Annotated in this window: 11 protein-coding genes; 10 read left to right on the top strand and 1 reads right to left on the bottom strand. The window is 68.1% G+C overall.

Going from position 1 to position 13,777, the window contains the following annotated elements:
* Positions 1-24 precede the first annotated feature (24 nt).
* The 6 genes from ngcE (at position 25) to P2424_RS21250 (ending at position 6,916) form a co-directional block, all read left to right on the top strand.
* The gene (gene ngcE / locus P2424_RS21275) at positions 25-1,449 is read left to right on the top strand and encodes an N-acetylglucosamine/diacetylchitobiose ABC transporter substrate-binding protein (protein WP_276477346.1); all 1,425 of its coding nucleotides are present in this window, start codon (positions 25-27) and stop codon (positions 1,447-1,449) included.
* Positions 1,450-1,624: 175 nt separating this feature from the next.
* Positions 1,625-2,545 (top strand): sugar ABC transporter permease, encoded by a 921-nt coding sequence (locus tag P2424_RS21270; protein ID WP_276479062.1) that lies wholly within the window; start codon positions 1,625-1,627, stop codon positions 2,543-2,545.
* A 19-nt stretch (positions 2,546-2,564) separates the two neighbouring features.
* On the top strand, positions 2,565-3,503 hold the full coding sequence (locus tag P2424_RS21265; protein ID WP_276477345.1) for a carbohydrate ABC transporter permease: 939 nt from the start codon (positions 2,565-2,567) through the stop codon (positions 3,501-3,503).
* Between the two features lie 233 nt (positions 3,504-3,736).
* Positions 3,737-4,996 carry an extracellular solute-binding protein gene (locus P2424_RS21260; RefSeq protein ID WP_276477344.1) on the top strand — a complete coding sequence of 420 codons (1,260 nt, stop codon included), beginning with the start codon at positions 3,737-3,739 and terminating at the stop codon, positions 4,994-4,996.
* Between the two features lie 52 nt (positions 4,997-5,048).
* Positions 5,049-5,993, top strand: a complete 945-nt coding sequence (locus tag P2424_RS21255; RefSeq protein WP_276479061.1) for a sugar ABC transporter permease — start codon at positions 5,049-5,051, stop codon at positions 5,991-5,993.
* Complete coding sequence (locus tag P2424_RS21250; RefSeq protein ID WP_276477343.1) at positions 5,993-6,916, top strand: carbohydrate ABC transporter permease; 924 nt, start codon at positions 5,993-5,995, stop codon at positions 6,914-6,916. Before P2424_RS21255 ends, P2424_RS21250 begins: the two co-directional genes overlap by 1 nt.
* Positions 6,917-6,971: 55 nt before the next feature.
* On the opposite strand, the gene P2424_RS21245 is transcribed toward P2424_RS21250, so the two are convergent.
* Positions 6,972-8,651 carry an IS1182 family transposase gene (locus P2424_RS21245; RefSeq protein WP_276474614.1) on the bottom strand — a complete coding sequence of 560 codons (1,680 nt, stop codon included), beginning with the start codon at positions 8,649-8,651 and terminating at the stop codon, positions 6,972-6,974.
* Positions 8,652-9,028: 377 nt separating this feature from the next.
* Between P2424_RS21245 and P2424_RS21240 the strand changes: the two genes are divergently transcribed.
* The 4 genes from P2424_RS21240 (at position 9,029) to P2424_RS21225 (ending at position 13,690) form a co-directional block, all read left to right on the top strand.
* Positions 9,029-10,213, top strand: coding sequence for an ROK family transcriptional regulator (locus tag P2424_RS21240; RefSeq protein ID WP_276479060.1), 1,185 nt, complete (start codon positions 9,029-9,031; stop codon positions 10,211-10,213).
* Positions 10,214-10,378: 165 nt separating this feature from the next.
* Positions 10,379-11,491, top strand: a complete 1,113-nt coding sequence (locus P2424_RS21235) for a substrate-binding domain-containing protein (protein WP_074999910.1) — start codon at positions 10,379-10,381, stop codon at positions 11,489-11,491.
* A 67-nt stretch (positions 11,492-11,558) separates the two neighbouring features.
* Positions 11,559-12,365 (top strand): ATP-binding cassette domain-containing protein, encoded by an 807-nt coding sequence (locus P2424_RS21230; RefSeq protein ID WP_276477342.1) that lies wholly within the window; start codon positions 11,559-11,561, stop codon positions 12,363-12,365.
* Positions 12,366-12,415: 50 nt separating this feature from the next.
* On the top strand, positions 12,416-13,690 hold the full coding sequence (locus P2424_RS21225; RefSeq protein WP_276479059.1) for a sugar ABC transporter permease: 1,275 nt from the start codon (positions 12,416-12,418) through the stop codon (positions 13,688-13,690).
* Positions 13,691-13,777 lie beyond the last annotated feature (87 nt).

Genomic DNA, 13,777 nt, shown 5'->3' with positions numbered 1-13,777 from the left:
CCTGGAGAAGGCGAGGACTTGAGCATGGGAACCAACAGCGTCAACCGTCGCGACATCGTCAAGGCCACCGCGGCCGGACTGATCGCCGTGCCGGCCCTCGGTTCACTGACGTCCTGCGCCACCGGTGGCAGTGAGGACACCAAGGCGGAAAAGGGCGAGAAGACGGACAAGAATCCGCTCGGCGTCAAGAAGGACGCCGGACTGCAGGTCTACGTCTTCAACGGCGGATACGACGACAAGTACGCGCGCTTCGTCAGCGACATGTACGAAAAGCAGTACACCAAGGCCGAGGTCGACCAGAAGCGGACCGAACGCATCGCCACCCAGGTCCAGCCGCGGATCATCAAGGGCGACCCGCCGGACGTGGTCAACAACTCCGGCGCCGAGATGATGTCGATCTCGAAGCTGGTCCAGAACAAGCAGGTCAGCGACGTCACCGAACTGCTCGACGCGCCGAGCTGGGACGACCCGGACGTCAAGGTGCGCGACACCCTGGTGCCCGGCGTCGTGGAGATGGGCCAGTTCGGCGGCGAAGCCTGCTACCAGCTCAACATCGCCCAGACCGTGTACGGCATCTGGTATTCGGACACGATGCTCCGCGACACGCTGGAGACCGAATACCCCAAGACCTGGGACGACATGCTGGCCCTCTGCAAGAAGGCCAAGAAGAAGGGGCTGCACGGCTGGACGTACCCGGCGGGCCACCCGCGCTACATGTTCTTCAGCATGTACGCCATGTTCGGCCAGGCGGGCGGGCGCGAGCAGCTCGACGCCTTCGACTATCTGGAGCCGAACGCCTGGAAGACCGACGCGGTCAAGCAGGTCTTCGAAGCGTATGAGGAACTGCTCGCCAAGAAGTACGTGCTGACCGGATTCGACGGCAAGAACGCCCACATCGAGGCGCAGACCGCCTGGACGAAGGGCAAGGCCGTCTTCATCCCGGACGGCTCCTGGGTGGAGAACGAGGCGAAGGACACCACTCCCAAGGACTTCGAGATGCGGGTCGGCGCGACGCCCTCGCTCGACAAGGGCGACGCCATGCCCTTCGGCACCCTCTACGCGCCGCCCGGCGAGCCCTACATCATCCCGGCCAAGGCCTCGAACCGGCGGGGCGGGCTGGAGTGGATGCGGATGATGTACAGCAAGAAGGCCGCGGTGAACCTCTTCCGCGAGGTCTCCTCGATGCCCGTGGTCAAGGGCGCCATCGACGGGATGAAGCTGCCGCCGGGGGTGGAGAGCGCGCAGCAGGCCGTCAAGGCCGCGGACGACAACATCGTGATCGCCTTCTTCAAGGAGTGGTACGCCGACCTGTGGCGGGTGGACTTCGACGCCGTCGTGGGCAAGTTCATGAATGGCGAGACGTCGGTGAAGGAGGCCATGAGCGCGATGCAGAAGGCCGCCGACCGCACCGCCGAGGACCCCGACGTCACGAAGATCAAGAAGTCCTGAGCGACCGGGCGGCGGACACGGCCCCGGGGAGAAGCGGAGCGGCGTGAAGACTGAGACACGGCCGGCCACGGGCGGGCAGACGAGCGGTGAGCGGCCCGTCGGGCGGACCCGGACGGGCGGGGGAGCGGCCTTCGCGCTGGCCGTCGTCCTGCCGCCCCGGTTCACCCCCGAGCGGGTGCGCAACGACCGCAGATACCGCACGTTGGACAAGTACCGCTTCATCGTGGGCTTTCTGGCCCTGCCGCTGGCCTTCTACGCGGTCTTCGTCATCTCCCCGTTCCTCCAGGCGATCTACTACTCGTTCACGGACTGGGCGGGTGGTGCCACGGCGAACTTCGTCGGCTTCGACAACTACGTGAAGATGTGGAACGACGAGCGGTTCTGGGCCTCCTTGCAGTCCAGTCTGCTGCTGCTGGTCGTCGTTCCACTGGTCACCCTGGCGCTGGGCATCTTCTTCGCCTACATGATCACCGCGGGTGGACGGCACCGCAGAGGGCGGGCGGTCTCGGGCGTGGCGGGCTCCTCGCTCTACAAGATCGTCTACTTCTTCCCGCAGGTGCTGTCCATCGCACTGATCGCCGTGGTGTGGCAGCAGGTCTACAGCTCCCGCAGCGGCCTGCTCAACGGCCTGCTCGGCTCCGTCGGACTGGAGGGACTCGAACAGCGCTGGCTCGGCGGTGACTACAAGCTCGCCCTCTTCTCGACCATGGCGGTGATCGCCTGGAGCTTCGTCGGCTTCTACGTGGTGCTCTTCTCGGCCGCCATGGGCGCCATCCCCAAGGACATCTACGAGGCCGCCCTGCTGGACGGCGCCGGGCGCGCCGCCACCTTCTTCCGGGTCACCCTGCCGCTGATCTGGGACACCGTGCGCACCGGCTGGATCTACATGGGCATCCAGGCCCTGGACGCCTTCGCGGTCGTGCTGATCATGGTGCCGCCGCATGCGCTGAAGGTGACCCCGGTCTACCTCTACGAGCGGTTCCGGGAGGGGCAGTTCGGCTATGCCACGGCCATCGGCGTGGTGCTCCTCGTCCTCAGCATGGTCTTCACGCTGATCGTGATGCGGGTCGGGCGCCGTGACCAGATCGAGTACTGAGAAGCGGGGAAGCGAAGCGATGAGTGCCGAACCGATGTCCACCGACGCCGTCACCGACCGGGCGGAGGAACCCGTCGCGCCCTCCCCGCAGGCCGCCGGGGACGCGGCGCGCTCCGGCCCGGGGCGCGGCGAGAGCGGCGTGCTGAACGTCTTCTCGCACGCCTTCCTGATCGCCTGGGTGGTGATGGCGGCCGGTCCGCTGATCTGGGTGGCGCTGACGGCCTTCCGCCCCACCGCGGACTTCCTCAACGACCCGATGGGCCTGCCGACCTCGCTCCACTGGCAGAACTTCGCGCACGCCTGGACCGAGGCGAAGATCGGCCGGTACGCGTTCAACTCGGTGATCATCCTGGCGGGCTCGCTGACCGGCACCATGCTGCTGGGCTCGATGGCGGCCTACGTCATCGCCCGGTTCACCTTCCCCGGCAACCGGTTCGTCTTCCTGCTGTTCGCGGGCGGCATGATGTTCCCGGTGATCCTGGCGCTGATCCCGCTCTTCACGATCATGGACAACATGTCCCTGCTGGACACCCGACCGGGCCTGATCATCGCCTACATCGCCTATTCGCTGCCCTTCACCACCTTCTTCCTCACCTCGTTCTTCCGGACGCTGCCCAGCGGGGTCCAGGAGGCGGCGATGATCGACGGGGCCTCGCACACCCGGACGTTCTTCCAGGTGATGATGCCGATGGCCAAGCCGGGCCTGGTGAGCATCGGGATCTTCAACTTCCTCGGCCAGTGGAACCAGTACCTGCTGCCGCTGCTGCTCAACAACGAGGACGAGAACAACTACGTGCTGCCTCAGGGGCTCGCGGCGTTGACGGTGTCGCAGGGGTACGCGGGAGACTGGGGAGCCCTGTTCGCCGGGCTGACCATCGCCATGGTGCCGGTGCTGGTGGTCTACGCCGTCTTCCAGCGGCAGGTGCAGGCGGGTCTGACGGCCGGTGCCCTGAAGTAGGCAGGTCTAATCCTCCGTGGGGCGCGGTGATTTCAGGTTGGCCACGAAAGTGGCCTAGACCTGTGCGGCGGAATATGCCGTGAGTAGTCTCTGCGCCGTAGCGGCACGGGGGAACACCTCACCGAGCGGTCGGGGCCTCCTCGACCGACGCTGCCCGGGAGGTCCGGGTCGCGCCCGGAGTGTGACGCATCACCTGCGAGCAAGTCGACACCGATGTCGAAGGGTTGAGCAACATGAACAAGAGAGCAGCGGCGGCCGGTGCCGCAGTGCTCGCCATGGCACTGAGCGTGACCGCCTGCGGCGGTGACAGCGGGGGCTCCGGGGACAAGAACACCATCAAACTGGTGGCCGCCGACTACGGCGACAAGAAGTCCAACGCCTCCAAGATCTACTGGGACAAGGTGGCCGAGGACTTCGAGAAGCAGCACAAGGACATCAAGGTCGACGTCCAGGTCATCAACTGGAACGACATCGACAAGCAGGTCAAGACGATGATTCAGAGCGGCAACGTGCCGGATCTGCTGCAGACCGGCGGCTACGCCGACAAGGTCGCCGACGACCTGCTCTACAAGGCCGACGAGGTCCTCTCGCCCGCGACGCAGAAGAACCTCATCCCCTCCTTCGCCAAGGCCGGCGAGGTGGACGGCACCCAGTACGGCATCCCGTGGGTCTCCTCCTCCCGAGTGCTCTTCTACAACAAGGACGTCTTCAAGAAGGCGGGCATCAAGAACCCGCCGAAGACCTGGGACGAGCTGGCCGACGCCGCGGAGAAGATAAAGAAGTCCAAGGCCGCCGACACCCCCTACGCGCTGCCCCTGGGCCCCGAGGAGGCCCAGGGCGAGATGATGATGTGGGAGCTGGGCAACGGCGGTGGCTACACCGACGGCAGCGGCAAGTACACCATCGACAGTGCCAAGAACGTCGAGACTTTCAACTGGCTGCAGGACAACCTGGTCAAGCCGGGTCTGACCTACTCCAACCCGGGCACAACCGACCGCAAGACCGCCTTCGCGGACTTCGCGGCCGGCAAGGCGGGCATGCTCAACGGCCACCCGAGCCTCGTCCAGATGGCCAAGCAGGGCAAGGTCGACTACGGCGTCACCACCATCCCCGGCAAGGACGGGCCGCTGAAGTCCACGCTCGGCGTCGCCGACTGGATGATGGCCTTCAAGGACGGCGGCAAGCAGAAGCAGATCAAGAAGTTCCTCGACTTCGTCTACTCGAAGAAGATGCTGAAGTTCGACGAGATGTACAACTTCCCGCCCGTCACCCAGGACGCGCTGGAGACGATGCAGTCCAACGGCAAGCACGAGGACCTGAAGCCCTTCTTCGACGAGCTGCAGAACGCGAAGTTCTACCCGCTGGGCGACCCGTCCTGGGACGTCGTCTCCGCCGAGATCAAGAAGAGCGGCGGCAAGGCGGCCAAGGAGGACCCGAAGAAGGTCCTGGGCGACCTGCAGAAGAAGGCGGAGGAGGCGGCGGCCGACAAGTAGGCCGCGGCCCGCACCACCCAGCACCTCCGTACCGCAAGGAGACCCCGTGTCAATGAAGGCCCCGCCGTCCCCGGCCCGCAGGAGCCGGGGACGGGGAGGGCAGTCCGGCCGGCCGGTCCGCCGCACGAGCGGCGGGCTGGCCCGGCTGGGCCCGCTCCCCTGGATCGCCCCTGTCGTCCTGCTCATTCTCGCTGTCGTCGTCTGGCCCGTCATCGAGCTGATCAGGACCTCGTTCCTGAACATCAGCATCGCGGGGATCGTGCGGGGCTCGGCCGGCACCGACAAGTACAAGAAGCTCTTCGACGAGACCGACTTCGGGCACGTCCTGCTGTGGACCGTGCTCTGGACCGTCGTGGTCGTCGGCGTGACGATGCTGCTCTCGCTGTGCCTGGCGCAGCTGTTCAACCAGAACTTCCCGGGACGCCGCGTCACCCGCTGGGCCCTCATCGCACCCTGGGCCGCCTCGGTGCTGATGACGGCGATCGGCTTCAAGTGGATGCTCAACCGGACGGCCGGTGTCCTGAATACCGTCATGATCGACCTGGGCATCATCGACTCGTCCAGGGACTGGCTGGGGTCGGCCGGTACCGCCTGGCCCTGGATGATGTTCGTGGCGGTCTTCGTCTCGCTGCCCTTCACCACCTACACCCTGCTGGCCGGGCTCCAGACGATCCCGGCCGACGTCTACGAGGCCGCGCGGATCGACGGCGCCGGTTCCTGGCAGACCTACAAGGGCATCACGCTGCCGCTGCTGCGCCCGGCCTTCCTCGTCGGCGTGGTCATCAACCTGATCAACGTCTTCAACTCGTTCCCGATCATCTGGGCGATGACACAGGGCGGACCGGGCAGCGACACCGCGACGACCACGGTGTTCATGTACAAGCTGAAGGAGACGGACATCGCCGAGTCCGCGGCGATGTCGGTGGTCAACTTCGCAATGGTCGTCGTGCTCGTGCTGATCTTCCTGAAGGTCAGCCGGTGGAACGAGGAGGACTGATGGCGACCGCAACCCAGACCGCCGGAGCCGGCCCCGGCCGCGACCCCGAGTCCGCCGAGCGGGGCCCCGCCGGGCCGGGCAAGCCGGCCGCGCGGCCGCCGAAGCGCACCTTCCGGCCCCGCACCCTGGTGATCACCGCCGTGGCCTGGCTGCTCGCGGCGCTGTTCCTGGCGCCGTACCTGGAGATGATCGTCACGGCCCTGCGGCCGGCGGACGAACTGCGGGACCGCACCTACCTGCCGGACACGCTGAACTGGTCGAACTTCATCGACGTCTGGAAGGAGTCCTCTCTCGGGGACAACCTCCAGGTCACGCTGCTGATCTCCGGCGGCGCCACGATCCTGGTGCTACTGGTATCGCTGCCGGCCGCGTACTACACGGCGCGGATGCGGTTCCGGGGACGCAAGTGGTTCCTGCTGCTGGTGCTGGTCACCCAGATGTTCCAGCCGACGGCGCTGCTGGTGGGGCTCTACCGGGAGTTCCACCAGCTCGAGATGCTCAACTCGATCTGGACGCTGATCCTCACCAATGCCGCTTTCAACCTGGCCTTCGCGGTGTGGATTCTGACCGCCTACATCGGGTCGATCCCGCCGGAGCTGGAGGAGGCGGCGATGGTGGACGGCACCAGCCGCTTCGGCGCGATGATCAAGGTGACGCTGCCGCTGGCACTGCCGGGCGTGGTGACCGCGGTGATCTTCACCTTCATCACCTCCTGGAACGAGTTCGTGATGGGGCTGACGCTCTCCACCGAGCCGGACAAACAGCCGCTCACCGTCGGGATCAACAACTTCATCGGCGCCTATACGGTGCAGTGGAACTACCTGTTCGCCGCGTCGGTCGTCGCGATCATCCCGGTGATCGTCCTGTTCGCCTTCATCGAACGGCACGTGGTCTCCGGCCTGACGGCCGGTTCCGTGAAGTGACCCTTCCCCCGCCGGGCCCCGGCCGATCACCGGATGCTGTTGGTAAATCCGGGGCCTACGCCTTCTTCGCCCCGTCGATCGTCTGGTCGGCGGGGCGAAGTCGTGCGAAATGACTGGTGCGGGTGCGTGCTCGTGGGGTGCCGGTGAGGTGGGCGTCGACGCGGGCGAGGTTGATCGCGGCGCCGGTGAGCTGGTGCTGGAGGCTGGTCTTCGTCAGACCGCGGTAGCGGGATCTGCGCAGGCCGCAGCGCTGAACGCCCTGGGCGATGGTGCCCTCGACCCCCGCCCGGACCTTGTAGCGTTCCTTCCATTCGTCGCTCTTCTGCTCGGCTCTGGCCGTCTGAAGCGCGTGGTGTTCGTCGTGATGGCGTAGTCGCAGCTCACGGCTCTTGCCGGAGGGCGAGTTGATGCACTCCCGCCGCACCGGACAGGGACGGCAGTCAAGCACGGAGAACCGGACCCGCAGCACGGGCTGTCCTGTCTGGGAGAGCCGTTCGCTCCAGTTGATGCTGGTCTTGCCGCCGGGGCAGGTGGCCTGCTTGCTGCCCCAGTCGATGATGAAGGCGTCCTGGCCGAAGCCACTGTCCGTGCTGGACTGGGCGCTGTTATCGGCCTGGAGCGGCCCGTGCAGGGCGATGCCGTGCTCGTCCCGGGCGCTGATCAGGGTGGCACCGGTGGGATAGCCGGCATCTACCCAGTGCTCGCCGGGCGTGCAGTCCCGTGCGGTGAGCTGGGTGTGGATCGTCTCGGCCATCGACCGGTCGGAGACGGTGGCCACCGTCGTGGCGACGTTCGTGATCAGGTTCGGGGTGTCCGGTTCGCAGGTCTCGGTGAGGTGGACCTTGTAGCCGTCCCACGCCGTATCGCGTTTGATGCTGGTGCGCGCGTCGGTGTCATAGGGGGTGACCGGGCGCAACGCGCCCGGCGGGCGGTCTTTTGGGTCCCGCCGCCTCACCTCACCTTCCACCTGGTGGAAGTGCTGGACCCACATCTGCCGCAGCGTCTCCACCTCGGCGAGGGCGCGGAGACCGTCGGGGGCGCCGGGCGCGAAGACGGCTGCCAGCAGGCGTGTTCCGTCCAGGCCGATCCGTAGCCCGACCTCGTCCCGCTTCGCCCGGCTGGTGGGGAACCGGCTGTCCTCGGCCCTCGTCGCGTAGTGCCTGAACCAGTCGGGCTCGGCGACACCGGCCAGCCAGTCCGGGGCCGTCTGCGCCAGCGCGTTCAGCGCCGACCGCAGCGTCTCCGCCACCATCTCCAGCCAGCACAGGTCACGCGCCGCCGACAACACGTGCGTGGAGTCCGTGCGGGCCCGGCCCGCCTTCTTGACCAGCCCCTTCTCGCGGGCTGCTGTCAGGATGCCGTCCAGCACCCGGCGTCCGCCGTCCGCCTGGGCGAGCCGGTCCCTGAACTCCGACAGAACCGAGAAGTTGAAGCCCGGATCATCCAGTTCCAGGCCGAGCGCGTACTTGACATCGATCCGCGCCCGCACCGCCTCCGCGGCCTGCCGGTCGGTCAGCCCCTCCACGAACTGCAACACTGACACCAGCGCCAGTCCGGCCGGTGACCAGGCATGACGCCCCCGGGCGGGGAAGAGATCCGCGAACTCCTCATCCGTGAACAACGGCCCCAGTCCGTCCCGCAGCCGGATCGCCAGGCTCCCCTTCGGAAACGCGGCCCGCGCCACCCGCACCGTCTCCGCCGGGATCTCCCCAGACCCCTTCGGCTGCATCGACATCCGCACCCACCCCATACGACAACGTCGGCCTTCAAGACCACAACCGGGTCTTGAAGGCCGACGTCACGTACAGGCCCCGGATTTACCAACAGCATCCGATCACCGGCCGGGGCCCGGCAGCGGGTGCCTCCGCATCGCGGACTGCGCCGAGCGCCGTACACGGGCGGAAAGCGGGCATAGACTTCTGCACGCCCGTGGCTGTTCCCGGGTCTCCTGCCGCCGCCGGGGACCCGGCGCTTTCTCCCCGCTCAGCTCCGTATGATGAGCCACAAATGAGCACCAGCCGCCTTCCGCCCGGCCCGCAGGGCTTGACGGGAAGAACCGCCGGGGCTCTGCTAAGGGTTCAGATGTTGGAGACAAGCGGGGAGTGAACAGTGGTGGAGACTCCGGGGTCGCAGTCCTCGCTGCACCGGGCCAATCTCGAGCGTGTCGTACGGGCGGTCCGGATGGCCGGTTCGCTCACCCAGGCGGAGATCGCCCGCGGCACGGGACTGTCGGCGGCGACCGTCTCCAACATCGTCCGTGAGCTCAAGGACGCCGGGACCGTGGAGGTCACCCCCACCTCGTCGGGCGGTCGCCGGGCCCGTGCCGTCTCGCTGAGCGCCGACGCCGGGATCGTCGTCGGGGTCGACTTCGGCCACTCCCACCTGCGGGTCGCCGTCGGCAACCTGGCGCACGCCGTGCTGGCCGAGGACGCCGAGCCCATCGACGTGGACGCCTCCGCCGAGCAGGGCTTCGACCGCGCCGAGCGTCTGGTGCGGCGGCTGGTGGGGGAGAGCGGCATCAGCCCGGGCAAGGTCATCGGCATCGGGCTGGGCGTCCCGGGCCCCATCGACATCGAGACCGGTGTGCTCGGCTCCACCGCCATCCTCCCCGGCTGGGCGGGGACCAACCCGCGCGACGAGCTCGCCGCGCGGACCGGGGTGCCCGTCTACGTCGACAACGACGCCAACCTCGGCGCGCTCGGCGAACAGGTCTGGGGCGCCGGCCACGGCGCCCGCGACCTGGCCTACATCAAGGTCGCCAGCGGCGTCGGCGCCGGCCTGGTGATCAACGGCCAGATCTACCGCGGCCCCGGCGGCACCGCGGGCGAGATCGGGCACATCACGCTGGACGAGTCCGGCCCGGTCTGCCGCTGCGGCAACCGCGGCTGCCTGGAGACCTTCACCGCGGCCCGCTATGTGCTGCCGCTGCTGCACTCCAGCCACGGCACGGATCTGACCATGGCCCGGGTGGTGCGGCTGGCGGCGGACGGCGACCCGGGCTGCCGCCGGGTCGTCGCGGACATCGGCCGCTACATCGGCAGCGGTGTCGCCAGCCTCTGCAACCTTCTCAACCCCTCGCGGGTCGTGCTCGGCGGCGATCTCGCGGAGGCGGGGGACCTGGTGCTGGGCCCGGTGCGCGACTCGGTCGCGCGCTACGCCATCCCCAGTGCGGCCCGTCGGCTGAAGGTCCTGCCCGGTGAACTCGACAGCCGCGCCGAGGTGTTGGGCGCCCTCGCGCTGGTCCTCGACGAGATGGGCGACGCCACCTTGGTGGACGCCGCGTCAGCGGCTGCCTGAGGGGCGCCCCGCGCCCCGCACAGCGGGGTTCTGGGTTTCTCTCTTCAACGGATGGCATCGTTGTCGTCTCGTTAAGTATTAGCTTATTGACCGCTGGGTCCCCTGCGAGTTGACTTCCGGACACCCCGGCCGCACCGCCGCGGCCCCGTCAGGGAGGTCTCTGAAATGCACGCAGCGCTGCGCGGCATCGCCCTCGGCACCATCACGCTCTCGCTCGCCCTCAGCACGGCCGCCTGCGGCAGTGCGGACCAGGCGGACGGCAAGGACAGCGACAAGTCCAAGAAGGGTCCGCTGACCATCGGGCTGCTGCTGCCCGAGAACCAGACGGCCCGCTACGAGCGGTTCGACAAGCCGCTGATGGTCAAGAAGATCAAGGAACTGGCGGGCAAGGACACCAAGGTCCTCTACGCCAACGCCAAGCAGGACGCCAACCTGCAGCAGCAGCAGGTCGAGACGATGATCACCAAGAAGGTCGACGCGCTGATCGTCGACGCGGTGGACGCCAAGTCGATCTCCAGCTCGGTGAAGAAGGCCGACGACAGCAACATCCCCGTCGTCGCCTACGACCGGCTGGCCGAGGGCCCGATCAAGGCCTACACCTCGGTCGACAACCCCCGGGTCGGCAGAATCCAGGCCCAGTCGCTGCTCGACGAGCTGGGCGACAAGGCCGACAAGGGCAAGATCGTCATGATGAACGGCTCCGTCACCGACCCGAACGCCAAGATGTACAAGGACGGCGCCCACTCCGTCCTCGACGGCAAGGTGAAGATCGGCAAGGAGTACGACACCAAGGAGTGGAAGCCGGAGAACGCCAACGAGAACATGAAGGGCGCCATCTCCTCGCTCGGCAAGAAGAACATCGTCGGCGTCTACTCCGCCAACGACGGCATGGCGGGCGGCATCATCACCGCGCTGAAGCGCGCGGGCTTCGACAAGGACAAGCTGCCCCCGGTCACCGGCCAGGACGCCGAGCTCAACGCGGTGCAGCGGATCCTCGCGGGCTCGCAGTTCATGAGCGTCTACAAGCCCTACGTGCCCGAGACGTCGGCGGCCGCGGAGTTCGCCGTCGCGCTGGCCCGCGGCGAGTCCCTGGACAAGATCGCTTCCTCGAAGACCGACAGCCAGTCCGAGAAGGGCGTCCCGACGAAGATCGTCACGCCGCTTCCGCTGACCAAGGACGACATCAAGAAGTACGTCGGCAAGTCCGGATTCTTCACGGCCAAGGAGATCTGCACCGCCGACTTCAAGAAGGCATGCACCGAGGCGGGCATCAAGTAACCCCTCAGGCGGCCGGCCCGCCCACCGCCGCGGCGGTGGGCCCGGGCACGGCCCCGGGGCAGAAGGAGTGATTCACGTGTCCGCTACGCCCGTGCTGGCGTTGCGCGGAGTCTCCAAGCGGTTCGGCGCCGTCCAGGCGCTCACGGACGTCGAGCTGGAGGTCCACCCCGGCGAGGTCGTCGCACTCGTCGGGGACAACGGTGCAGGAAAGTCCACCCTGGTCAAGGCCATCGCGGGCGTCGGCCCGGCCGACGAGGGCACGGTGGAATGGAACGGCGAACCCGTCCGGATCGACCGGCCGCACGACGCCCAGGAGCTGGGCATCGCGACCGTCTACCAGGACCTTGCGCTCTGCGACAACCTCGATGTCGTCGGGAACCTCTTCCTCGGCAACGAGATCAAGCCGCGCGGGATCCTGGACGAGGTGGAGATGGAGCGCCGCGCCCGCGAGCTGCTCTCCACCCTCTCCATCCGCATCCCCAGCGTCCGCGTCCCCGTCGCCTCGCTCTCCGGCGGGCAGCGGCAGACCGTCGCCATCGCCCGCTCGCTGTTGGGCGAGCCCCGCGTCGTCATCCTCGACGAGCCCACCGCGGCGCTCGGTGTCGAGCAGACCGCGCAGGTCCTCGACCTGGTCGAACGGCTTCGTGAGCGGGATCTGGGAGTGCTGCTGATCAGCCACAACATGGCGGACGTCCGGGCCGTCAGCGACCGGGTCGCGGTGCTCCGCCTCGGCCGCAACAACGGGACGTACACGGTGAGCGAGACCACCCAGGAGGAGATCGTCTCCGCGATCACCGGGGCGACCGACAACGTCGTCACCCGCCGCGACGCCCGTACCGCCCAGAACGCGCGCCCGGCGGAGGTGCAGCAGTGACCACCGACACCCCCACGAACGGCACGCCGGCCGACGACGCGCCCGTGGACATGGCGAAGGCCCCGGAGGACGGGGCGAGCGGAGCGCCGGCCCCGGCGGCCGACGTCTCCACCGTCGACCCCCGGCTGCTGGTGCGCCAGCAGGGCTTCAGCGGCTACCTGGACGTCCTGCTGCGCCGGCTGCGGACCGGCGAGCTGGGCTCGGTCCCGGTCGTCATCGGCCTGCTGGTGATCGGCGTGGTCTTCCAGCTCCAGGACTCGGCGTTCCTGAGCGCGAACAACCTCAGCAACCTGTTCGTGCAGAGCGCGGGCACCGGGCTGATCGCCGTCGGGATCGTCTTCGTGCTGATCCTCGGCGAGATCGACCTGTCGGTCGGTTCGGTCAGCGGCATGTCCGCGGCGGTGCTGGCCGTTCTCAACATCAACCACGGGATGAACGAGGTCCTGGCGGTCCTGCTGGCCATCCTCACCGGGACGGCGGCCGGCGCCGTCCACGGCTTCTTCTTCGCCAGGATCGGTGTCCCGGCCTTCGTGGTCACCCTGGCGGGTCTGCTGGGCTGGAACGGGCTGATGCTCCAGATCCTGGGGCCGAGCGGAACGATCAACCTCGACGGCGACGGCGTGGTGGCGCATCTCACCAACTACTACTTCGCCGACAAGGCGGCGGCCATGGGCCTGGCCACCGTCTGCGTGCTGGCCTTCCTCGCCTTCTCGCTGCTGGACGCGCGGCGGCGCAAGGCGGCCGAGGTCCCCAGCCGCCCGCTGAGCGAGATCCTGCTGCGCACCGTGATCCTGGCGGTCCCGGCCTACGCGGCGGCGGCCGTCTTCAACTCCTACCGGGGACTGCCGCTGGCCGTGGTGATCTTCCTGGGCATGGTCGTCCTCGGTGACTTCGTGCTGCGCCGTACGGGCTACGGCCGCAAGGTCTTCGCCGTCGGCGGGAGCAGCGAGGCGGCGGGCCGGGCCGGGATCAACGTGCCGCTGATCCGGATCACGGTCTACGCGATCGCCGGCACCATGGCGGCCGTCGGCGGACTGTTCTTCGCGTCACAGATCAACGCGGCCAACCAGTCCTCCGGCGCGGGCAGCCTGCTGATGAACTGCATCGCCGCAGCCGTCATCGGCGGCACCAGCCTCTTCGGCGGCCGCGGGAAGACCTGGTCGGCGCTGCTGGGCGCGCTGGTCATCCAGTCGATCAACTCGGGCATGGCGCTGCTGGGCACCGGCTCCGCGCTGCGCGACATGATCACCGGCGCGGTGCTGCTGGCCGCGGTGGTGATCGACTCGGTCTCCCGGCGGACGCAGAAGACCGCCGGGCGGGCCTGACCCGTCCGGGACGAGAGACCGCGGGACAGTCCCTCGAGGGGCGGCTGACCTGCGGGTCCGCTCGGCTCGACGGCGGGTTCCGAGCCT

It is taken from the genome of Streptomyces sp. WMMB303 (assembly GCF_029351045.1).
Lineage (GTDB): Bacteria > Actinomycetota > Actinomycetes > Streptomycetales > Streptomycetaceae > Streptomyces.
The sequence above is the reverse complement of the archived record's forward strand: the minus strand, read 5'-3'. Positions and strand labels throughout refer to the sequence as shown.

What these genes read in the sequence shown, in the direction of transcription:
- P2424_RS21225 (WP_276479059.1), top strand. Translation starts at nt 12,416, where the DNA reads ATGGCGAAGGCCCCGGAGGACGGGGCGAGCGGAGCGCCGGCCCCGGCG.
- P2424_RS21260 (WP_276477344.1), top strand. Translation starts at nt 3,737, where the DNA reads ATGAACAAGAGAGCAGCGGCGGCCGGTGCCGCAGTGCTCGCCATGGCA.
- P2424_RS21235 (WP_074999910.1), top strand. Translation starts at nt 10,379, where the DNA reads ATGCACGCAGCGCTGCGCGGCATCGCCCTCGGCACCATCACGCTCTCG.
- P2424_RS21250 (WP_276477343.1), top strand. Translation starts at nt 5,993, where the DNA reads ATGGCGACCGCAACCCAGACCGCCGGAGCCGGCCCCGGCCGCGACCCC.
- P2424_RS21265 (WP_276477345.1), top strand. Translation starts at nt 2,565, where the DNA reads ATGAGTGCCGAACCGATGTCCACCGACGCCGTCACCGACCGGGCGGAG.
- P2424_RS21245 (WP_276474614.1), bottom strand. Translation starts at nt 8,651, where the DNA reads ATGTCGATGCAGCCGAAGGGGTCTGGGGAGATCCCGGCGGAGACGGTG.
- P2424_RS21255 (WP_276479061.1), top strand. Translation starts at nt 5,049, where the DNA reads ATGAAGGCCCCGCCGTCCCCGGCCCGCAGGAGCCGGGGACGGGGAGGG.
- ngcE (WP_276477346.1), top strand. Translation starts at nt 25, where the DNA reads ATGGGAACCAACAGCGTCAACCGTCGCGACATCGTCAAGGCCACCGCG.